Here is a 20,660-nt window from a genome sequence, read left to right as displayed (position 1 = left end):
GACTAGAACGTTGATAGGCAGGGTGTGTAAGCGTTGTGAGGCGTTGAGCTAACCTGTACTAATTGCCCGTGAGGCTTAACCATACAACACCCAAGGGGTTTTGATGGACTCAAAGCAAGAACAGATTGAATGTGTAGAGAACACAAGAACAGCTTTCCGAATTAAAGAATTTGCTTGGCGACCATAGCATTGTGGACCCACCTGATTCCTTGCCGAACTCAGAAGTGAAACGCAATAGCGCCGATGGTAGTGTGGGGCTTCCCCATGTGAGAGTAGGACATCGCCAGGCTTTAAATTAAGGACGCTTGCTTAATTAGCAAGTATGCCGCTGCGGAGCGGTAGTTCAGTTGGTTAGAATACCGGCCTGTCACGCCGGGGGTCGCGGGTTCGAGTCCCGTCCGCTCCGCCACTTATTAAAGAGCCTCGCTTAATGCGGGGTTTTTTTGAATCTGGCCCAGGCCGGATTTATAAGACAGTTTAGGGGTGTAGCTCCAATTGGCAGAGCAGCGGATTCCAAATCCGCGTGTTGGGAGTTCGAATCTCTCCACCCCTGCCATCTTTAAGGCTCCAGTCGAAAGACAGGAGCCTTTTTCGTTCCAGTCTTCAAAATATAATCTTAAGGGTGTCGCTCCAATTCTGAGCAGCGGACTCCCCAGAAAGCAGGCGCATGTTGGGAGCTGGATCGCCAGCCCGGTCGAATCTCCGGAATGCCGGCTTAGTCCACCCCTGCCATTATCGAAAGCCTCAGCAGAAATGCTGGGGCTTTTTTTGTACCTGTAAGATTTGTGTTTTCAGCTGGTTTGGGGAAGGGGTACGCGGTACGTGGGCGCTTCGCTTCGTGGTTCGAGGGGCCGGGACTCTGAAGCAGAGTGGTGCCACTCTGCTTTATCCGGGGAAAAGATATTTTTGGCGCTTTAAGCGTAGCTGTAAAAGTGCTCCAGCCACTGTTGGGCAATGGCTTTCTCGTGCTCTTCTTCCAGTAACTGGATACCTGCAGGTAAAGACTGGCTGAGGATTTTAAGGCCTGCCAGCATGTGGGCGGCTTCAAACAGGTAGACGGTTGGATCGCCCATACCGGTTTTAAACGGAGTATTGGCTGATTCCCCTTCCGCCAGCAGGTAGAGGCTTTTCCCGTTCCGGGTGCGGTATTCTCTGACCATACGGTTACCTCCGACTTCAGTCAGGCAGCCGGATTCGATCAAATCAGGCAGGTTCAGTTCGTCATCGGCAGAGGTTACCGTGGCGATGACCCGGTTATCGGGCAGATTGTCGAGCAGGTGGGCGGGCAGTGCACCGCTTCCGGTGCAGCAGAAAATCATGCTGCACTGATTTACCAGGGTTTCGGTTGATACCGGCTGGACGCCGTTACGGGGAAAGTGGGTCAGTTTTCTTGGATCGCTGTCTGCTACCATAATGCAGCCGATCGCTTTTCCCTGCAGTTGTTTGATCACGCCACAGCCCAGGTTGCCGGCACCAATTACCCCCGCCTTTAACAGGTCTCCGTTGTTCAGCTTGAGGCCAAATTCCTCCCGCAGAATATGGTCGGAATAATGGACAACGCATTCTGAGGCTTCATAGTCTGCGGGAGCTTTGATACTGAGATGAGAAACGCTTATCAGGGGCTTATCCAGCTTACGATTCAGGTATTTGTAAAAGCCGTTGGCGGTCAGCTCGGTAAATCCCGCCAGTTGCTCTGAAAAGACCTGGCACAGGTACTCTGCACTGGCAGCAAAGTATCCGCCGTGGTCCAGGATCAGCAGTCGCTGGTCTGGCTTTAAATAGCGCCTGATTAGCGTTTCAGCATATTCGGGTTGTCTCAGTTTCAGTTTTAACTCTTCGTCACTGACCACGTGACAGCCTGGCAGAGCGGCGACGGTTTGTTTTACCGGTTCATTGACACTGGAGGTGGCGCTTTTGGGGATAAACACCAGCTCATCAGCCAGTTCTGCCAGCACGTTAATATAGGGAAGAGAGCCTTCGTAGCAGTGCATGACAGAGACGATCAGCAACTTACCCACATCGTTGCTGCCTGGACATCGGTCAGCTACCCTGGTCAGAAAGTCATAGCCACGCCTGGCAAAGTAGTCGGAATAGTAGCTCTGAGTAAGTATCGGTGTAGCCATGTAGGTTTAATCCTGCTCGTGGTGCCGGAACAGATCCAGCAGTGCTTTTAGTAAGGGCTCGTGATGCCGGCTTCGGCGACAGCATAACCCCAGCTCGAGCGATTCTATTTGCTCCAGACGACGGACCCGGCTGCCAACCGGACTGTTGTCGATCACCACATCCGGAGCAATGCCAACACCGCAACCAAGCGCAACCATGCTGACGATTGCTTCATGGCCACCGACCTGAGCATATATATGAGGCTTAACCTTCTTATTTTTCAACCACCTGTCTGCATTTTCCCGTGCGGTTCCTGAATCGGGCAGGATAAACTGCAGTTTGGCCCAGTCCGGCGCTTCATTAATATCCAGTCCGGTAATAGGCATGGATGGGGCTATGACAGACATAGATACTTTGTCCAGCTCGACATAGGTCAGCTGGCCAGGCATAGAATGGGGCCTGGCGGTAATGGCGATATCCGCATCATCCTGCAATACCTTGTCGATCGCCTGTGCCGGGTCGCCGGTGAGTAGTTGGATCTCTACCCTGGGGTACTGCAGCCGGAAGCGGTGCAGAATATCCGGAAGGTGGCTGTAGCTGGCAGTTACCGAGCAAAACAGGGTCAGCTTACCCGCCAGGGAGTCTGACTGACGTATTTCTGCCCGGGCTTCCAGCCAGCGTGAAACGATCACGCTGGCGTGGGGGTGGAAGGTTTTCCCTGCCTGAGTCAGTGAAACGCTGCGCTTGTCACGAACAAACAGGGGCTGACCCAGATCTTCTTCCAGACGCTGAATGATACGGGTGAGTGCAGACGGGCTGACATGCATCGCCTGGGCTGTCTGACTGAAACTCTGGCTTTCACACAGATGTAAAAACAGTTGAATACTTTTGATGTTCATCACTGTTGCGGAATTTGCAATACGATGTTGTGAATATAGCACTTTTCGCAACAAGCTTTCTCGATTAACATCAAATCATTCGGCAGATAAAGTGCCGGCCTAAGGAACAGAATTCACGGAGTTAAATGATATGGCAAACTATTTCAACACACTAAACCTTCGTCAGCAGTTAGATCAGCTGGGTCGTTGTCGTTTTATGGACCGCGATGAGTTCGCGACAGAAGCGGACTACCTGAAAGGTAAAAAAGTGGTGATCGTCGGTTGTGGTGCACAGGGCCTGAATCAGGGTCTGAACATGCGTGACTCAGGTCTGGACGTGTCTTACGCACTTCGTCAGGCGGCGATCGATGAGCAGCGCCAGTCATTTAAGAACGCTAAAGAGAATGGCTTTGAAGTTGGCAGCTACGAAACCCTGATCCCTCAGGCGGATCTGGTGGTTAACCTGACTCCGGACAAGCAGCACACCAACGTGGTTGAAACCGTAATGCCTCTGATGAAAGAAGGCGCAGCACTGGGTTACTCTCACGGCTTTAACGTAGTTGAAGAAGGCATGCAGATCCGCAGCGACCTGACGGTTGTGATGGTTGCACCTAAGTGTCCGGGTACCGAAGTACGTGAAGAGTACAAGCGTGGTTTCGGTGTACCAACTCTGATTGCTGTTCACCCGGAAAATGACCCGAAAGGTGAAGGCTGGGATATCGCCAAAGCCTGGGCTGCAGCGACGGGTGGCCATCGTGCCGGTTGTCTGGAGTCTTCGTTTGTTGCAGAAGTGAAATCTGACCTGATGGGTGAGCAGACTATCCTGTGTGGCATGCTTCAGGCAGGTTCTATTGTTTGTTACGAGAAGATGGTTGCTGACGGCATCGATGCAGGCTACGCAGGCAAACTGCTTCAGTATGGCTGGGAAACCATTACCGAAGCGCTGAAGTTTGGTGGTATCACCCACATGATGGACCGTCTGACTAACCCGGCCAAAGTGAAAGCATTCGAGCTGTCAGAAGAGCTGAAAGAGCTGATGCGTCCGCTGTACAACAAGCACATGGATGACATCATCACAGGTCACTTCTCATCGACTATGATGGCTGACTGGGCTAATGATGATGCGAACCTGCTGGGCTGGCGCGCAGAAACTGGTGAGACGGCATTCGAGAACTACCCGGAGACTGACGTACAGATCAGTGAGCAGGAGTACTTCGATAACGGTATCCTGATGGTTGCTATGGTTCGTGCGGGCGTTGAGTTGGCATTTGAAGCCATGACAGCATCCGGCATCATCGATGAGTCGGCTTACTACGAGTCACTGCACGAGCTGCCGCTGATTGCCAATACTATCGCACGTAAGCGTCTGTACGAGATGAACGTGGTTATCTCTGATACCGCAGAGTACGGTAATTACCTGTTTGCTAACGTAGCAACTCCGCTGCTGCGTGAGAAGTTTATGCCTTCAGTGGGTACTGACGTGATCGGTAAAGGCTTGGCTGAGACTTCTAACCAGGTCGATAACGCCAAGCTTATCGAAGTGAATGATGTGATCCGCAACCACCCGGTTGAGTATATCGGTGAAGAGCTGCGTGGTTACATGACTGACATGAAGCGTATCGCGGTAGGTGACTAAGCCGATTCGGTAAACGCTGATGATTCAAAGCCCCGTTTAGTGACGGGGCTTTTTCTTTGGTGGCGTGGTCCGTGGTCCGCGGTTCTTCGCGGGAAAAGCGTACACAAAAAGAAAAACCCCGATACTTGCGTATCGGGGCTATAGTCTTACTCGCAGCAATCCGGCTACTAAAAGTGCTCCATGCATCTGTCCATGATAGTAGCTGATTCCTTCAGCGTATTATTCCTTACGTCGCCTTCCTGGCGGTGTCCTGTCATCCTGATTGCTAACCATCCACGTTAGCGCACATCACTTGTTCCCTGAGCGGTGTCCCTTACATCATCCTGATGTATGTTCCCTGCCGTCGTCCTGACAGTGTCCTTAGCCATCGGTCCTGATGGTGTCCTTTACATCGTCCTGATGTGGTTCCGTTTCCTTCTTCCTGAAGGTTGTCCTTTCTCAGTCCTTTGACGTTGCCATCCTGGTAACGCGTTCTTCCGTGTCGTCCTTTTCTGTCCTGACTGGTTGTCATCCTGATCAACGTTGTCTTCGTCCAGAAGTGCCAAATCCGTCGGCTTCCTAATCCATGTCGTCATCCTGTCGACAAGGTAAATATTACCCTTCTGAGCTTCGGAAACAACGCCTGAAAAGGATTACATTTATTGGGTAATTAATGATGTTTTCTGTAAATTTCAATAAAAACAACGACTAAGATGTTGGTGTGGTGTATTGCTGACCAGTAGAAAACGCTTTGGCTTACGGCCGTGTAAGAGATCTCTCACACGGCTCCGGTAGAAAGGCTGTTTAGCCAAAACTCAACTAATGACCGACCACAGGATACCGCCGCCAACCAGGCAGAAAATCACCCCACACAGACCGTCGATTGCCCGGCTGGCGCGTGCCATTTTTTGCTGCAGCCTGGCGGTGGAGAGCAGCCAGGCAAGCGTGCTGAACCAGACCATCGACAGGCCTCCGAGAATCAGCAGCGCCATGCCTTTACCTTCCAGAGACATACCGGCCGGAACCAGGCTGGACATCAGGCTGATAAAAAATACTACCGCCTTGGGGTTAAGAATATTGGTGGCAAAGCCGCGCAGATAAGCCTGACGCTTATTGGCCAGCAGGCGTTGTGGCTGATCCAGTGCGCTGTCTGTCTGATTGCGCAGTGAAGCCAGTGCACCAATGCCGAGATAAAGCAGATAGCTGCCGCCGGCCAGTTGCACCAGAGCAAACAGAGCCGGGTGCTGATGGACCACCAGACTGACTCCGGTCAGGCTCAGCAGTGCGTGCAGCAAAATGCCGGTAGACAGACCCGCGGCAATGGCGACACCGGTACTGCGACCGTGACGGCTGGCGTTTTGCACCACCAGGGCGACATCCGGTCCCGGGCTGAGCAGTGCGATAAAATGAACACTGGCCAGAGTGGCCAGAACAGTCATTTCATTCATGGTTATTCCTCATTCGATCTTTTTTCTGATGGCTTAGTCTGCCAAACCAGAGAAGTGCAGGCTTGTAAAATAGTGACAGACACAAAGAGATCAGACTGAGACCTGAGAAGGAGTAATGCCGTAGCAGGCTTTAAACGCTTTGGTGAAATGGGCCTGGTCATAGAAGCCGACGGCCATCGCAACATCGGTGCCGGACTTACCCAGCAGCAACAGGTTAAGCGCCTGCTCCATCCGCAGACGGCTCAGCCAGGCATAAGGAGGCATTCCCATCGCAGCCTTAAACCGGCGCTGAAACTGAGTAGCTGAGAGCTGACAGAGCCTGGCCAGATCTTCCAGCCGCACGGGCTGATCCAGATTTGCCAGCAGGTAAGCTTTGAGCTTTTCTATACTGTTGTTGCCAAGCGGGGTTACTTTCTCTGGCTTGCTTTTCGCGTAGCGTTCCATCATCAGATCGAAACTTTCCAGTGGCAAACAGTCCTGGGCGAGCTGGCAGGTTTTCTGGCTGACTAACTGCTGGTGCAGCTGTTTAAACTGCCCAAACAGGGCCGGATCATCGATCACCAGTTGTCTGAAATCGGGTATGGCGCCGTAATGCTCTTCAAACCATTCCGGGGTAATACTGAACACCTTGACCTGGTAGCCTTGCCGGTTGGCACCTTCGCCATCGTGAAGTACATCGGGGGGCATGATCACCATCTGGCCGTTGCCGACACGGTGCTGGCTGCCATTGTGTGTGAAGCTCTGTTCGCCCTGACAGATCAGGCCGAGGTGATAATCGAGGTGATAGTGGGGCTGGAAAGCGAAGTCCTGATAATCAGCTTCGATCAGCTGGATTTTGGGGTTGGCGCTTTGGTAGTAGTTGATCTTATCCATGACTGACCGCTGATAAAAAACCTGGTTATGAATAAACCATAACCAAGTCCGGCTGTCTTGTAAAAAGTGATTTAGGCCAGGCGTTTTTTACGCCGGCTGTAGCGAATCCCGTCGAAGCTGAACACCACCAGGGCGCCCCAGATAAATGCGAAGGTAATCCCTTTATCTGCCGTAAAGGGTTCGGCATAGACCAGCACCGCCAGCAGGAACATCAGACTTGGGCCGATGTACTGGAAAAAGCCCAGCGTAGAGAGCTTGAGTCGGGTAGCGGCGGCGGTAAAGCACAGCAGGGGCAGGGTGGTGATCACTCCGGCACTGAGCAGCAGCATATTGAGCTGCCAGTTGTTGGCACTCAAATCAGACGTCGGTGTATCGGCGATAAACATCAGATATACGGCAGCGGCCGGCATCAGCATCAGGGTTTCGATAAACAGTCCGGTCTGGGCATCGAGGCTTACTTTTTTACGCAGCAGGCCATAAAAACCAAAGCTGCCTGCCAGCGCGATTGCCACTACGGGTACCGAGCCAAACACAATCAGCTGCACCAATACACCGGCGGCGGCCAGCACCACTGCAAACCACTGCAGTTTGCGCAGCCGTTCACCGAGGAACGCCATGCCCAGCAGGATATTCAGCAGTGGGTTGATATAGTAACCCAGACTGGCATCGAGCATGTGACCAGCGTTGACCGCCCAGATAAAGATCAGCCAGTTGCCGCCAACCAGCAGGCTGGTCGCCAGCAGCATCAGGGTGGTTTTCTTATTGCTCAGGGTTTTGAATACCTGGCGCCAGCGGCGGCCGATAAACAGCAGGCCGGCCAGCAGAAAGAAAGACCACACGATCCGGTGCGACAGGATCTCCAGTGGGCTGACACCGCCGAGGGCTTTGAAATAGATTGGCGCGATCCCCCACATGGTGTAGGCAGATACCGCGAGAAGGACGCCCTGGCGGGACTGGGTTTGCTCGTCAGTCATAGTGGATTCATTGTTAAAAAACGCATTAGCGCAGTATATCGGCCCAATCCCTTTGTGCATATCAATTTGCGGTTTTCTTCACCGCGCTTCCCCTCTACAATGTGGCGCCTTACGACCTTTTTTATCAGAGAGCCCAATGACCAATACCCTGTTAGCCCAGCCGCTGACTCAGCCTGAGGAAACCACCCCGGAGCAGGTGCTGGCGGATGTGTTCGGCTATCAGGAATTCCGTGTCGGTCAGCAGGAAGTAGTTGAAGCCGCACTTGATGGCAAAGACAGCCTGGTGATCATGCCGACTGGCGGGGGAAAGTCTCTCTGTTATCAGATCCCTGCGCTGGTTAAGCAGGGTCTGACCCTGGTGATTTCTCCGCTTATTTCACTGATGAAAGACCAGGTCGACCAGCTTAAAGCCAATGGTGTCGCCGCTGAGTGTGTAAACTCCTCCATGGAGCGCGAAGCGCTGACCAAAGTTTATCAGCGCATGCACAGCGGTAACTTAAAGCTGCTGTACGTGTCGCCGGAGCGGGTACTGAGCCGCGATTTTCTGGAGCGCCTGGAACACACTCAGATCGCGCTTATCGCGGTTGATGAGGCGCACTGTATCTCCCAGTGGGGCCACGACTTCCGTCGTGAATACGCATCCCTGGGAGAGCTGAAACAGCGCTTCCCATATGCGCCGGTGATGGCACTGACCGCGACCGCCGATGAGGCGACCCGTAAAGACATCGTCAGCCGTTTGCAGCTGGGTGACCATTTCGAATACCTTGGCAGCTTCGACCGTCCTAACATTCAGTATTCTCTGGTTGAGAAGCACAAACCGGTTTCTCAGGTGATCCGTTTTCTTGCCAGCCAGCAGGGCCAGTGCGGCATTATCTACTGTGGCAGCCGCAAGAAAGTAGAGATGCTGACCGAGAAGCTGTGCAGCAACCATATCCGCGCCGCCGGCTATCATGCCGGGATGGATAACGATGAGCGTGCCTGGGTTCAGGACGCGTTTCAGAAAGATGATCTTCAGGTGGTGGTGGCTACCGTGGCGTTTGGTATGGGGATCAACAAGCCCAACGTGCGCTTTGTGGTTCACTTTGATATTCCCCGTAATATTGAATCCTACTACCAGGAAACCGGCCGCGCCGGGCGGGATGGTCTGCCTGCCGAAGCCATGATGCTTTATGACCCGGCCGACATCAGCTGGCTGCGCCGTATGCTGGACGAGAAAGAAGACGGGCCGCAGAAGCGGGTGGAAGAGCACAAGCTGCTGGCGATGAGCGCGTTTGCCGAAGCCCAGACCTGCCGACGTCAGGTATTGCTGAATTACTTTGGCGAGTACAGCGATAAGCCGTGTGGTAATTGCGATATTTGCCTTGATCCGCCGAGGCATTTTGACGGCGTTGAAGCCGCGCAAAAAGCCCTGTCGTGTGTGTACCGGGTTAACCAGAGCTATGGTATCGGCTATGTGGTGGAGGTACTGCGTGGGATGCAGAACATCCGTATCCGTGAGAACGGCCACGATAAGCTGTCGACTTATGGCCTTGGCCGCGAGCAAAGCCATGACTACTGGGTGAGTATTATCCGTCAGCTGATCCACAAAGGACTGCTGACCCAGAATATTACCCGTAACTCGACCCTGCAGCTGACTGAAGAAGCCCGGCCGCTGTTACGTGGTGAGCTGCCGCTTGAGCTGGCGGTTCCGCGTCTGGATACGGCTTCGCGCACAGCCAAATCAGATAAGCTGTCATCGAAGAACTACGATAAGAAGCTGTTTGCCAAACTGCGTAAGCTGCGTAAGAGCATCGCCGATGAAGATGGCCTGCCGCCTTACGTGGTTTTCAGTGATGCGACCCTGATTGATATGGCCGAAGTGCTGCCGGCTTCTTACGGAGAGATGCTGGCGGTGAACGGTGTCGGTCAGCGCAAGCTGGAAAAATATGCCGATCCTTTCCTCGACCTCATTCAGGAGCACCTGACCGGCCATGGCTGAGTTTTCCCTTTCCTGTTACGATTCGGAGCAGGGCAGACTGGTTATCGACTCTCCCGGCTTTGACTTTGAGCGCTTTGCTGAAACGGCGGATAAGTTGGTGGCACTGCTGTCAGCCAGCGTGGTGGAGAAACAGCTGGACGCGGATCTGGTCAGCTGGCTGATTGACTTTGAAGGTTGTCAACTGCTGCTGAAAGGGGATCACTACAGTGAGTCCCTGTGGCTGGAGTCACTCAATACAAAGGCCAGTCGCGAAGAGCTGGATTACCTGGCCGGACTGCTGCAGCGCGGCATTGGCTGAGTAAACGGTTGCTGCTTTTTCCACCATTGCGCTGCAACCTGATTACTGTATAATCGCCCACCGCCCGGGAGGCCAGACCGGCTGCCAGCCGGCTGCGGGCACACAATTTGTTTAACCAGAAACGACGACTGGCATTCGGCGTTTCGATTTGGGTTCCCTCACCCCCAAATAAAAAAACTAAAAAGGTAAAAGTATGAGTCACTTTACCCCTGCGCAGCAGCGCAAAGCCCTGTCATTCCTTGTTTTGTTTCACCTGGTGATCATTGCATCCAGTAACTATCTGGTGCAGCTGCCGTTTACCATCTTCGGTTTCCATACCACCTGGGGTGCATTTACTTTCCCGTTTATCTTTCTGGCAACTGACCTGACGGTGCGTATCTTTGGTGCCAAAATGGCGCGTAAGATCATCTTCCTGGTGATGATGCCAGCGCTGGTGGTCTCGTATCTGTTATCAGTGCTGTTCTTTGAAGGCCAGTTCCAGGGGCTGGCGCATCTGGGTGAGTTCAACCTGTTTGTCGCCCGTATCGCCATCGCCAGTTTTATGGCTTATCTGCTGGGACAGATCCTGGACGTGCACGTATTCAACCGCCTGCGTCAGCTGAAAGCCTGGTGGGTGGCGCCAACCTGCTCAACCCTGTTTGGTAATGCGCTCGATACCCTGGCGTTCTTCGCAATTGCTTTCTATCAGAGCCCGGATGCGTTTATGGCGGAGCACTGGACTGAGATCGCGCTGGTGGATTACGGCTTTAAACTGGTGATCAGCCTGGGGCTGTTCGTGCCTATGTACGGTGTGCTGCTGAACTACCTGATCAAAAAGCTGACCGAAGTGCAGCCTGGTTTCAAATTCAATCAGGCCGCTCAGTAACAGGCAGCAATTAATAAAAAACCGCTTCAGCTGAAGCGGTTTTTTTGTGTCTGTACAGCCCGGGGAGCATTTGGATCATGGGTAACCTAAAGCCCGTTATGCTGTACAACAAGCCTGTCAGCAGGCGTTGATGGTCAGTGGCCAGCCCATATCAGACTGACGGTGCGCCTCGATTTCCAGCTCGGCGCTGGTCAGCGGATTGCGTTCAAGCCAGGCTTTGTCTACGCACATTTCCAGGGTATCGCCATCGGCATTCAGGCGTACTTTTGGCTGAAGATCCTGTGAGCGGCGGTGGCTGAGCAGAACGGACAGTCTCAGCAGACGCAGCAGTCGTTTGGCACTCTGGCCGGAGAGGGCGTGCTGGTCCGGCATCGGGCTCAGCTGTTCACGGTAGCGACGGGCCAGTTCGGCCAGAAGGTGTTTCTGAGCGCGGGTAAAGCCCGGCAGATCCAGATGCTTAAGCAGATAGGCGCTGTGTTCGCCACCCTGCTTGTAGTCGATGCTCATGCCGATCTCGTGCAGCTGGGCAACGCTTGTAAGCAGCATTTCACCCTGAGGCTCGCTCACCCAGTTTTCGCCGCCGCACTGTTTAAGCAGCTCACACGCCAGGGAAGTCACCTGTTGTCCGTATCCCGCATCAAGCTGGTAACGGCTCTGGATGCTGTTGATGGTGCGCTGGCGGATATCGTCCTGGCGCATCTCAGCGATCATCTCGTATGCCAGGCCTTCACGCAGTGCGCCGCCAGCCAGGGTCATGGTGTCGATCTCAAGCAGTTCAAAGATGGCGATCAGGATCGACAGACCGCTTGGGAATACCAGTGCCCGCTCAAGGGTCAGGCCGTCGATCTCCAGCTCTTCAAGGTGGTCAGCCAGCATGGCCTGCTTTTGCAGACGTTTCAGTTTGGCCAGGGTGATCACTTCATCCATCCCCTGTGCCAGCATGATCTCCTGCAGTGCCTGTACGGTACCGCTGGCACCCACACACTGATCCCAGCCCAGCTGTTTGTACTGCTCCAGCACAGGCTGAAGGGTCTGTTTGGCCGCTTCAATCGCACGGTCAAAATTGCCCTTGCTCAGCTGACGGTCTTTGAAGTGCTGCTCCAGCCAGGTGACACAGCCCATTTTCAGGCTGGTCAGCGCTTTGGCGTCAAAACCTTCGCCGATCACCAGTTCGGTGCTGGCACCGCCAATATCGACCACCAGACGGCGGCCACAGCCACCGGAGGTATGAGCCACACCGGTATAAATGGTGGCGGCTTCTTCTTCACCGCTGATCACTTCGACAGGATGACCCAGGATCTGATTGGCCCTGGCCAGAAACTCATCTGCATTGGTCGCGGCACGAAGGGTCGCAGTGCCGACAATACGGATGTTTTGTGGCCCGATGTCCTGCAGGCGTTCTGCAAACAGGGCCAGGCAGTCCCATCCGCGTTGCATGGCTTCCTGACTGAGTCTGAACTCACTGTCCAGACCCGCCGCCAGACGTACTTTACGTTTGATCTTCGCCATGGTCTGCACGCTGCCATCGATATGACGCACAACGAGCATGTGGAAACTGTTCGACCCGAGGTCGATGGCGGCATACAAAGGAGAAGAAATAGTCTGACTCATGCTCTGCGGTATCTTCCTGTGATTTATTTACGTGGCTGACGTGGACGTGAAGGGCGCTTACCGCGGCCTCCCTGCTTATTACCGCCGGTGTTGGTGCGGCGGCCGCCCTGGCTGTTACGGGTGCGCATGCGGAATGGTGCAGGCAGGTCCGTCAGCAGTGCATCTGCATCGTACTCAGACACAGGGATGGTGTGCTCGATATACTCTTCAATTGCAGGCAGGTTGATGGCGTACTCTTCACAGGCAAAGCTGATCGAGTGACCGCTTGCACCCGCGCGACCGGTACGGCCGATACGGTGAACGTAGTCTTCGCAGTCATCAGGCAGGTCGTAGTTGAGTACGTGGGTTACCTGAGGAATGTGCAGGCCACGGGCTGCTACGTCTGTTGCTACCAGAATATCCACGTGTCCCTGGGTAAATTGTTCCAGGATACGCTCGCGTTTTTTCTGTGGTACGTCGCCGGTCAGAAGGCCGACACGGTGGCCGTCAGCCGCCAGGTGACCCCAGATGGATTCACACTTGTGCTTGGTGTTGGCAAATACGATCGCGCGGTCCGGCCATTCTTCTTCCAGAAGGGTCTGCAGCAGCGCCATTTTGTGTTCATTGGACGGGTAGAACAGCTCTTCTTTGATGCGGTGACCGGTTTTCTGCTCCGGCTCAACCACAACGTGTTCCGGATTGTGCATGTGCTCAAATGCCAGTTCCTGTACACGGTAAGAGAGGGTTGCAGAGAACAGCATGTTCAGGCGATCAGCCGGCTCCGGCATACGGCGGAACAGGAAGCGGATGTCTTTAATAAAGCCAAGGTCGAACATGCGGTCGGCTTCATCCAGTACCACGGCCTGAATGCAGTTAAGGTTGAAGACTTTTTGCTTGTAGAAGTCGATGATACGGCCGGTTGTGCCGATCAGGATATCAACGCCTTTCTCCAGCTTAGCCAGCTGCTTGTCGTAGCTTTCACCACCGTAAGCCAGACCTGCAGTGATCCCGGTGCTCTCGATCAGTGGCGCGGCATCGTTGTAAATCTGGATAGCCAGCTCACGGGTCGGGGCCATGATGATCGCACGTGGCTGGTTGGCTTTACGGCCTTCCGGCTCAGCGGTCTTCATCAGGTGGTTAAAGGTAGCAGTCAGAAACGCCAGGGTTTTACCTGTGCCCGTCTGGGCCTGGCCTGCGATGTCTTGGCCGGTGAGCAGTACCGGCAACGCCAGGGCTTGGATAGGGGTACAAAATTCGAACCCTTTTTTCTCAAGACCTTCAATGATTTGGGGATTTAAATCCAAATCGGCGAACTTTTGCTCTGTGATATGCGTCTTTTTCATCGCTATAGAATATCAGCTTACGCTTGCAATACGGAAGTAAATACATTCCAATAAGGCATCTAATTGCTGGTTAGCATCCAACCAGTTCTCAAAAAACACATTGGAGTGGAAGATGAGTGACAAGATTTTGCAGCTGACCGATGACGGTTTCGAAAACGATGTAATCCAAGCTGCAGGCCCGGTTCTGGTAGATTTCTGGGCAGAATGGTGTGGTCCATGTAAGATGATTGCTCCGATTCTGGATGAGATCGCTGATGAATATGAAGGCAAACTCACTATCGGTAAGCTGAACATCGATCATAACGCAGGTACTCCGCCTAAATACGGTATCCGCGGTATCCCAACGCTGCTGCTGTTTAAAGACGGCGCTGTTGCAGCGACCAAAGTTGGTGCTCTGTCCAAGACCCAGCTGAAAGAGTTCCTGGACGCAAACCTGTAAGTCGTTCTTGTGTGACTGATAAAACCGTGCGCTGGCACGGTTTTGATTTTTCCGATTTGCTAGACTAGGCTTGCTTTTAGTGCTAATTTATCGCACGTATTTTAAGCAAATGTTCATTTCTTGGTCGATCCTGAGACCAAATCTCTCTAACTAACACAACAGATCCTATTTTGACTAAACAAGTATCCACCACTATGAACCTGACTGAACTGAAGAACAGACCTGTGTCTGAGCTTGTTAAACTGGGTGAAAGCCTGGGTTTGGAAAACCTGGCGCGTTTAAGAAAACAAGACATCATTTTCTCCATCCTGAAAGCACACGCGAAAAGTGGTGAAGATATTTTTGGTGACGGGGTTCTGGAAATTTTACAAGACGGGTTTGGTTTCCTTCGCAGCGCTGACAGTTCTTACCTTGCAGGCCCGGATGACATTTATGTTTCTCCGAGTCAGATCCGCCGCTTTAACCTGCGTACCGGTGACTCGATTGCGGGCAAGATTCGCCCACCAAAAGATGGCGAACGTTACTTTGCCCTTCTGAAAGTCAACACAGTCAACCACGACAAGCCAGACAACGCCCGCAACAAAATCCTTTTCGAAAACTTAACTCCTCTGCACGCGAACGAGCGTATGGTCATGGAACGTGGTAACGGTTCTACCGAAGACATCACGGCCCGTGTACTGGATCTGGCATCGCCAATCGGTAAAGGTCAGCGTGGTCTGATCGTAGCACCACCGAAAGCCGGTAAAACCATGCTGCTGCAGAACATCGCCCAGAGCATTGCCCACAACCACCCTGAGTGTGAGCTGATGGTTCTGCTGATCGATGAGCGTCCGGAAGAAGTAACCGAGATGCAGCGTCTGGTAAAAGGCGAAGTAGTGGCATCGACGTTCGATGAGCCGGCATCCCGTCACGTACAGGTTGCTGAGATGGTTATCGAAAAAGCCAAGCGTCTGGTTGAACACAAGAAAGACGTGGTTATCCTGCTTGACTCTATTACCCGTCTGGCGCGTGCTTACAACACCGTTGTACCTTCATCAGGTAAAGTTCTGACCGGTGGTGTGGATGCAAACGCCCTGCACCGTCCTAAGCGTTTCTTCGGTGCTGCGCGTAACGTGGAAGAGGGCGGCAGCCTGACAATCCTGGCGACTGCACTGGTTGATACCGGCTCTAAGATGGACGAAGTGATCTACGAAGAGTTCAAGGGTACCGGTAACATGGAAATCCACCTGAACCGTAAGATCGCTGAGAAGCGTGTCTTCCCTGCCATCGACTTCAACCGCTCAGGTACCCGTCGTGAAGAGCTTCTGACCAAGTCAGAAGAGCTGCAGAAGATGTGGATCCTGCGTAAGATTGTTCACCCAATGGGTGAAACTGACGCGATGGAATTCCTGATCGACAAGCTGGCGATGACCAAGACCAACGACGAATTCTTTGACGCAATGCGTCGTCAGTAAGACACTGACTCAGAAATTTGTAACGCCACCCGCACGGGTGGCGTTTTTATTTGCCTGTCAGTTAAAAGCACGGCCATAATGAAAGCAGTGAGTAAACAGGAATACCAGTATGCGGCATGGATGGTCGGCATGGCTTCTGACAGGACTCCTTCTTTCTCCCTGGTGTGTGGCAAAGGAAATCACCCCACAACAGGCGCAGCGCTGGGAGCAGGACCTTCAGATCCTGACCAAAGCCGACGAGCTTTATCAGTACGTTCTTGACAATGACATCAGTTCCCTGCAGTTTGCCCTGCAGCGTCTTGCGCTGCCGCAACAGGAAGTGATCCGTTATCTGCTGCTTCAGCATATTGAAGATCAGCAACTCATTCTTTCTCCTCAGGTCGCCCGTTTTGTTCAGGCTCAGCTTGGCCGCCTTCCGGCCTACCAGATCCGTGAGCAGGGAGATGGCTACGAGGTGGTGGTGCCGGTTTATAATTCTGCTGCTGTGGCCAGCCGTCTGCTGAAAAAGCAGGCCGGTGATCACGCTGTGCTGGAGTTTATTCTGCTGGCTGAGCAGAGAAAGCTGAAACTGACCGACTGGCTCTCCGGAGATTCTCTCAAAGCACATCAGGCTCTGCTGATTTCAGAGCTGGATGGTATTTCCCCGCAGGCGCTGGAACATCTCAAAGCGCAGTTACTGGGGCTGGCGGAAGGAAGCTGGATTCCCGCTTCTGCCGTAGTGGCCCGTTTTGCGGAGCTCAGTCAGGACCCCCGGGTATACGAACTGCTTTGGCGAATGAGGGCTGATAATAACAGCCGGCGTGAACTGGCCCGGCTTGCAGAGCAGGGTGACGAGTTCGCCATCCGTCAGATCATCGCCGCTGCAGCCAACCCTTCTCTGGCCGAGCCTGCCCTCGACCAGCTGACCCGGCTGCATCCTTTGCCTGTTGAGGTGAAAACCTTTCTGCTTGAAAGACTGAAGCAGGATGAATTTACTGAGCTGGTGGCGACCCGGCTGCGCGACCAGGGCCACAGCGGCTGGCTGGAGCAGCTCAGCCGTCAGAAGAGTGTGAACAGCAACATTCTGAAGCAGGTTTTGTCTCAGGCGTCTGCGCCATAAGTTATCCTTTTTGCTATACTGCGCGCAGAGTAATCAGCCAGTAAAAGACCTATGAATTTTAAGGATTTGCGCGAATTTCTTGATTACCTTGAGCAGCAGGGGCAGCTCAGGCGTATCACCTATCCTGTCGACCCGGCTTATGAGATGACAGAGATCAGTGACCGTACCCTCAGAGCGGGTGGACCGGCGCTGCTGTTTGAAAATCCTGTCGGTTATGATATGCCGGTTCTGACCAACCTGTTTGGTACTCCTGAGCGGGTAGCCATGGGAATGGGACGTGAGTCGGTGAGCGAATTGCGTGAAGTCGGTAAACTGCTGGCTTACCTGAAAGAGCCGGAGCCGCCTCGCGGTTTTAAAGACGCGATTGATAAGATCCCACTGTTTAAACAGGTCCTGAATATGCCGGCTAAACGGCTGCGCAAAGCGCCCTGTCAGGAAATCGTCTGGAAGGGTGACGAGGTGGATCTGGATAAGGTACCGGTGATGAGTTGCTGGGCCGAAGATGTGGCGCCGCTGCTGACCTGGGGGCTGACTATTACCAAAGGGCCAAACAAAAAGCGCCAGAACCTTGGGATCTACCGTCAGCAAAAACTGAGTAAGAACAAGATTATTATGCGCTGGCTGGCTCACCGTGGTGGGGCGCTCGACCTGCGTGACTGGATGGAAACCCATCCGGGCAAGCCTTTCCCGGTCTCTGTCGCCTTTGGCGCTGATCCGGCGACAATACTGGGCGCGGTCACACCGGTGCCCGATACCCTGTCCGAATATGCGTTTGCCGGTTTGCTGCGTGGCAGTAAAACCGAAGTCGTCAAATCCCTGAGTAATGAGCTGGACGTACCGGCCAGCGCAGAAGTGGTACTGGAAGGCTATATCGACCCGCAGGAGTTTGCCGATGAGGGGCCGTATGGTGACCATACCGGTTACTATAATGAGACCGAAAAGCACCACGTCTTTACCGTTACCCATATCACCATGCGTGAGCAGGCGATTTATCACAGCACCTACACCGGCCGCCCGCCTGATGAGCCCGCCGTTTTGGGCGTGGCATTAAATGAAGTGTTTGTGCCTATCCTGCAAAAGCAGTTCCCTGAAATAGAAGACTTCTATCTGCCGCCGGAAGGCTGTTCATATCGTATGGCCGTTGTGTCCCTGAAAAAACAGTATCCGGGACACGCAAAGCGGGTCATGATGGGTGTCTGGTCTTTCCTGCGTCAGTTCATGTACACCAAGTTTGTGGTGGTGGTGGATGAGAGCGTGGATACCCGTGACTGGCAACAGGTCATGGACGCTATTACTGCCAATGCCGACCCGGTGAAAGACAGCCTGATGATAGAGAGCACGCCTATCGACTCGCTCGATTTTGCCTCACCGGTTGCAGGGCTTGGTTCCAAGATGGGCATCGACGCCACGATAAAGTGGGATGCAGAGCTGACCCTTTCAGGTTACTCCGGCCCGGCGCAGCAGCCGGACCCGCAGCAACTGGCCGGGCTTTGTGAGCAGCTGACTGACAGCCATCCGGAGATCAGAGAGTTTTATCTTCCGCCTGAAGCGCGCTCTTCTGCCATGGCGATCATAAAGATTGCCAAACAGGAAGCCGGTCAGGCTGCGCGTCTGATGGAATCAATCTGGTCTCAGGCAGAAGCCATCGTTGATCTGCGCTATATCATTCTCTGCGATGAAGACGTTGATGTGCGTGACTGGAAAGACGTTATCTGGGCGATAACCACCCGGATGGACCCTTCCCGGGATACCCTGATGAGAGCGGCAGACAGTAAAGGTGGCAGTCGTATCGGTATGGATGCGACCAATAAACTCCCGGATGAAGTGGAGCGCGAATGGGGCCGGCCAATCAGAAAAGATCCGGAGCTGGTGGCCAGGGTGGATGCATTCTGGGATAAACTCGGTATCTTATAACTATATAGTCAGGAAAGAAGGAAACTGAGCTCAACCAGTACACAGGTTTCCTTCTCCTGGCTCTGGCTGGTGTTTTTGCCGGCCGTATACATTAAATGCGTAAAGGGAAACCAGCAGCCAGCCGGAGTCATTGCTCACAAAGAAGGAGCAGCCGGGTGAACTCTCCCTGCCACGAAACTGATTTACTGCCCGCTATGAGCAGTAAGTAAGAGGAAACCATGACAATAAAATGCCAAGTAAAGTCAATTGAGCCTTTAGCCTGTAATACATTTCAAATCCTGCTGCACCCGGAAACACCGGTTGCGTTTAAAGCGGGTCAGTACCTTATGGTCGTGATGGGTGAGAAGGACAAGCGTCCATTCTCTATTGCCAGCAGCCCGTGCCGCCATGAAGGTGAGCTGGAACTGCATATCGGTGCGGCGGAGCACAACGCTTACGCACTGGAAGTGGTCGAACAGATGCGTGCTGCGCTTGAGTCCGGCAGTAGCATTGAAATAGAAGCTCCCCATGGTGATGCATGGTTCCAGCAGGATGCGCAGCGCCCGGTGCTTCTGATTGCCGGCGGAACCGGCTTCAGTTATGTCCGTTCTATTCTTGATCACTGCATCAGCCAGCAGATCCGTCAGCCTGTCTATCTTTACTGGGGCGCGAAAGATGAGTGTCAGTTGTATGCGAAGCAGGAGCTGGTGGAAATCGAAGCTCAGCACAACAATATTCACTTTGTCCCGGTTGTTGAGCAGGGCCCGGAAGGCTGGCAGGGTAAAGTGGGTAACGTACTCCAGGCAGTAGAGCAGGATTTTGACTCACTGGAAGAGTACGATATTTATATTGCAGGCCGTTTTGAGATGGCAGGCGCCGCTCGTGAGCAATTTACTGAGCGAAAACACGCCAGACGAGACCACATGTATGCTGACGCCTACGCATTTATTTAGTTTTTGTAGCTGAACTGTGAACACAAAGAGGGCCTGATGGCCCTTTTTTGCCCTTTCTGCTGTTAAAAGAAGCAAACAACGGGAAAATCAAAAAAAACTGAGAAAAGGCCTTGCCAACGTGACGCCGATCTCTATAATGCCACCTCGCTGACACGGGAACGCTTCAATAGAAACGGGAACGGAACAGCAGGTCACTTAGCCAGGCATTGAGCCTGAAAAAAGTTTTGAAAAAAGTTTTGAAAAAAGTGGTTGACACTAAAACTTAACTCGCTAAAATGGCCGTCCGCTTTGAGAGAGACTTCAAAGCAACGCTCTTTAACAATATAAACCTATCAATCTGTGTGGGCACTCGTTGATGATAATCACTAGCTTCTTAGGAAGCAAAATGGTTTCAATGATACGAAGTGACCATTCGAATTGGGAAGCAGCCTTGAGCTGTTTTGTTTTACTTTTTCAAAAGTGAAAACCAATAAGAGCACAGTCAATTCAAACATTACTATATGTAATGTTCAGTATTCATTGAGCCGACAAAATCTTAAATTGAAGAGTTTGATCATGGCTCAGATTGAACGCTGGCGGCAGGCCTAACACATGCAAGTCGAGCGGCAGCGACATAAACAATCCTTCGGGTGCGTTTATGGGCGGCGAGCGGCGGACGGGTGAGTAATGCCTGGGAAATTGCCCTGATGTGGGGGATAACTATTGGAAACGATAGCTAATACCGCATAACGCCTTCGGGCCAAAGAGGGGGACCTTCGGGCCTCTCGCGTCAGGATATGCCCAGGTGGGATTAGCTGGTTGGTGAGGTAAAGGCTCACCAAGGCGACGATCCCTAGCTGGTCTGAGAGGATGATCAG

At 53.1% G+C, this 20,660-nt stretch carries 16 protein-coding genes, 2 tRNA genes and 3 rRNA genes; 14 read left to right on the top strand and 7 right to left on the bottom strand.

The window, feature by feature from the left end; genetic code table 11:
• From ACVB80_RS23940 to ACVB80_RS23925, 4 genes are all read left to right on the top strand, one after another.
• Window positions 1-83 (top strand): 23S ribosomal RNA (locus ACVB80_RS23940); the annotation flags it as partial.
• A 90-nt stretch (window positions 84-173) separates the two neighbouring features.
• A 5S ribosomal RNA gene (gene rrf / locus ACVB80_RS23935) occupies window positions 174-289 on the top strand.
• A gap of 43 nt (window positions 290-332) precedes the next feature.
• Window positions 333-409, top strand: a tRNA-Asp gene (locus ACVB80_RS23930).
• Window positions 410-479: 70 nt separating this feature from the next.
• Window positions 480-556, top strand: a tRNA-Trp gene (locus ACVB80_RS23925).
• Between the two features lie 358 nt (window positions 557-914).
• On the opposite strand, the gene ACVB80_RS23920 is transcribed toward ACVB80_RS23925, so the two are convergent.
• Window positions 915-2,123, bottom strand: a complete 1,209-nt coding sequence (locus tag ACVB80_RS23920) for an NAD(P)-binding domain-containing protein (RefSeq protein WP_481083784.1) — start codon at window positions 2,121-2,123, stop codon at window positions 915-917.
• A gap of 6 nt (window positions 2,124-2,129) precedes the next feature.
• Window positions 2,130-3,002, bottom strand: a complete 873-nt coding sequence (ilvY, locus tag ACVB80_RS23915; RefSeq protein ID WP_481083783.1) for an HTH-type transcriptional activator IlvY — start codon at window positions 3,000-3,002, stop codon at window positions 2,130-2,132.
• 130 nt (window positions 3,003-3,132) lie between these two features.
• On the opposite strand from ilvY, the gene ilvC reads away from it, so the two are divergent.
• Complete coding sequence (gene ilvC / locus ACVB80_RS23910) at window positions 3,133-4,617, top strand: ketol-acid reductoisomerase (protein WP_481083782.1); 1,485 nt, start codon at window positions 3,133-3,135, stop codon at window positions 4,615-4,617.
• Window positions 4,618-5,411: 794 nt separating this feature from the next.
• Here ilvC and ACVB80_RS23905 read toward each other — a convergent pair.
• The 3 genes from ACVB80_RS23905 to rarD form a co-directional block, all read right to left on the bottom strand.
• Window positions 5,412-6,044 carry a LysE family translocator gene (locus ACVB80_RS23905; RefSeq protein ID WP_481083781.1) on the bottom strand — a complete coding sequence of 211 codons (633 nt, stop codon included), beginning with the start codon at window positions 6,042-6,044 and terminating at the stop codon, window positions 5,412-5,414.
• A gap of 90 nt (window positions 6,045-6,134) precedes the next feature.
• The gene (locus tag ACVB80_RS23900) at window positions 6,135-6,917 is read right to left on the bottom strand and encodes a helix-turn-helix transcriptional regulator (RefSeq protein ID WP_481083780.1); all 783 of its coding nucleotides are present in this window, start codon (window positions 6,915-6,917) and stop codon (window positions 6,135-6,137) included.
• Between the two features lie 71 nt (window positions 6,918-6,988).
• Complete coding sequence (gene rarD / locus ACVB80_RS23895) at window positions 6,989-7,891, bottom strand: EamA family transporter RarD (RefSeq protein WP_481083779.1); 903 nt, start codon at window positions 7,889-7,891, stop codon at window positions 6,989-6,991.
• Between the two features lie 136 nt (window positions 7,892-8,027).
• On the opposite strand from rarD, the gene recQ reads away from it, so the two are divergent.
• From recQ to ACVB80_RS23880, 3 genes are all read left to right on the top strand, one after another.
• Window positions 8,028-9,869, top strand: a complete 1,842-nt coding sequence (recQ, locus tag ACVB80_RS23890; protein ID WP_481083778.1) for an ATP-dependent DNA helicase RecQ — start codon at window positions 8,028-8,030, stop codon at window positions 9,867-9,869.
• Window positions 9,862-10,167 carry a DUF3630 family protein gene (locus tag ACVB80_RS23885; RefSeq protein WP_481083777.1) on the top strand — a complete coding sequence of 102 codons (306 nt, stop codon included), beginning with the start codon at window positions 9,862-9,864 and terminating at the stop codon, window positions 10,165-10,167. Before recQ ends, ACVB80_RS23885 begins: the two co-directional genes overlap by 8 nt.
• 193 nt (window positions 10,168-10,360) lie before the next feature.
• A complete protein-coding gene (locus tag ACVB80_RS23880; RefSeq protein WP_481083776.1) occupies window positions 10,361-11,032 on the top strand; it encodes a 7-cyano-7-deazaguanine/7-aminomethyl-7-deazaguanine transporter in 672 nt (223 codons plus the stop codon).
• Between the two features lie 117 nt (window positions 11,033-11,149).
• Here the strand turns inward: ACVB80_RS23880 and gppA are convergent, their stop codons facing one another.
• The gene (gene gppA / locus ACVB80_RS23875) at window positions 11,150-12,643 is read right to left on the bottom strand and encodes a guanosine-5'-triphosphate,3'-diphosphate diphosphatase (protein WP_481083775.1); all 1,494 of its coding nucleotides are present in this window, start codon (window positions 12,641-12,643) and stop codon (window positions 11,150-11,152) included.
• A gap of 23 nt (window positions 12,644-12,666) precedes the next feature.
• Window positions 12,667-13,965, bottom strand: a complete 1,299-nt coding sequence (gene rhlB, locus ACVB80_RS23870) for an ATP-dependent RNA helicase RhlB (protein WP_481083774.1) — start codon at window positions 13,963-13,965, stop codon at window positions 12,667-12,669.
• A gap of 112 nt (window positions 13,966-14,077) precedes the next feature.
• Between rhlB and trxA the strand changes: the two genes are divergently transcribed.
• The 6 genes from trxA to ACVB80_RS23840 all read left to right on the top strand — a co-directional run.
• A complete protein-coding gene (trxA, locus tag ACVB80_RS23865; RefSeq protein WP_481083773.1) occupies window positions 14,078-14,404 on the top strand; it encodes a thioredoxin TrxA in 327 nt (108 codons plus the stop codon).
• A gap of 194 nt (window positions 14,405-14,598) precedes the next feature.
• The gene (gene rho, locus ACVB80_RS23860; RefSeq protein WP_481083785.1) at window positions 14,599-15,858 is read left to right on the top strand and encodes a transcription termination factor Rho; all 1,260 of its coding nucleotides are present in this window, start codon (window positions 14,599-14,601) and stop codon (window positions 15,856-15,858) included.
• Window positions 15,859-15,967: 109 nt separating this feature from the next.
• Complete coding sequence (locus tag ACVB80_RS23855; RefSeq protein WP_481083772.1) at window positions 15,968-16,957, top strand: hypothetical protein; 990 nt, start codon at window positions 15,968-15,970, stop codon at window positions 16,955-16,957.
• 51 nt (window positions 16,958-17,008) lie between these two features.
• The gene (gene ubiD, locus ACVB80_RS23850; protein WP_481083771.1) at window positions 17,009-18,871 is read left to right on the top strand and encodes a 4-hydroxy-3-polyprenylbenzoate decarboxylase; all 1,863 of its coding nucleotides are present in this window, start codon (window positions 17,009-17,011) and stop codon (window positions 18,869-18,871) included.
• A 218-nt stretch (window positions 18,872-19,089) separates the two neighbouring features.
• Window positions 19,090-19,803: an NAD(P)H-flavin reductase gene (fre, locus tag ACVB80_RS23845; RefSeq protein ID WP_481083770.1), complete on the top strand. Its 714-nt coding sequence runs from the start codon at window positions 19,090-19,092 to the stop codon at window positions 19,801-19,803.
• Window positions 19,804-20,340: 537 nt separating this feature from the next.
• Window positions 20,341-20,660 (top strand): 16S ribosomal RNA (locus tag ACVB80_RS23840); the annotation flags it as partial.

It is taken from the genome of Vibrio sp. 9-16B-A1, from assembly GCF_056726165.1.
Note: the sequence above shows the minus strand (reverse complement) of the source record. Positions and strands in the feature narration are given on the sequence as shown.

Coding starts and splice junctions, on each gene's coding strand:
- rarD (WP_481083779.1), bottom strand. CDS start 7,891: ATGACTGACGAGCAAACCCAGTCCCGCCAGGGCGTCCTTCTCGCGGTA.
- ACVB80_RS23900 (WP_481083780.1), bottom strand. CDS start 6,917: ATGGATAAGATCAACTACTACCAAAGCGCCAACCCCAAAATCCAGCTG.
- ACVB80_RS23880 (WP_481083776.1), top strand. CDS start 10,361: ATGAGTCACTTTACCCCTGCGCAGCAGCGCAAAGCCCTGTCATTCCTT.
- trxA (WP_481083773.1), top strand. CDS start 14,078: ATGAGTGACAAGATTTTGCAGCTGACCGATGACGGTTTCGAAAACGAT.
- rho (WP_481083785.1), top strand. CDS start 14,599: ATGAACCTGACTGAACTGAAGAACAGACCTGTGTCTGAGCTTGTTAAA.
- ACVB80_RS23855 (WP_481083772.1), top strand. CDS start 15,968: ATGCGGCATGGATGGTCGGCATGGCTTCTGACAGGACTCCTTCTTTCT.
- ACVB80_RS23920 (WP_481083784.1), bottom strand. CDS start 2,123: ATGGCTACACCGATACTTACTCAGAGCTACTATTCCGACTACTTTGCC.
- ilvY (WP_481083783.1), bottom strand. CDS start 3,002: ATGAACATCAAAAGTATTCAACTGTTTTTACATCTGTGTGAAAGCCAG.
- ACVB80_RS23885 (WP_481083777.1), top strand. CDS start 9,862: ATGGCTGAGTTTTCCCTTTCCTGTTACGATTCGGAGCAGGGCAGACTG.
- rhlB (WP_481083774.1), bottom strand. CDS start 13,965: ATGAAAAAGACGCATATCACAGAGCAAAAGTTCGCCGATTTGGATTTA.
- recQ (WP_481083778.1), top strand. CDS start 8,028: ATGACCAATACCCTGTTAGCCCAGCCGCTGACTCAGCCTGAGGAAACC.
- ilvC (WP_481083782.1), top strand. CDS start 3,133: ATGGCAAACTATTTCAACACACTAAACCTTCGTCAGCAGTTAGATCAG.
- fre (WP_481083770.1), top strand. CDS start 19,090: ATGACAATAAAATGCCAAGTAAAGTCAATTGAGCCTTTAGCCTGTAAT.
- ubiD (WP_481083771.1), top strand. CDS start 17,009: ATGAATTTTAAGGATTTGCGCGAATTTCTTGATTACCTTGAGCAGCAG.
- gppA (WP_481083775.1), bottom strand. CDS start 12,643: ATGAGTCAGACTATTTCTTCTCCTTTGTATGCCGCCATCGACCTCGGG.
- ACVB80_RS23905 (WP_481083781.1), bottom strand. CDS start 6,044: ATGAATGAAATGACTGTTCTGGCCACTCTGGCCAGTGTTCATTTTATC.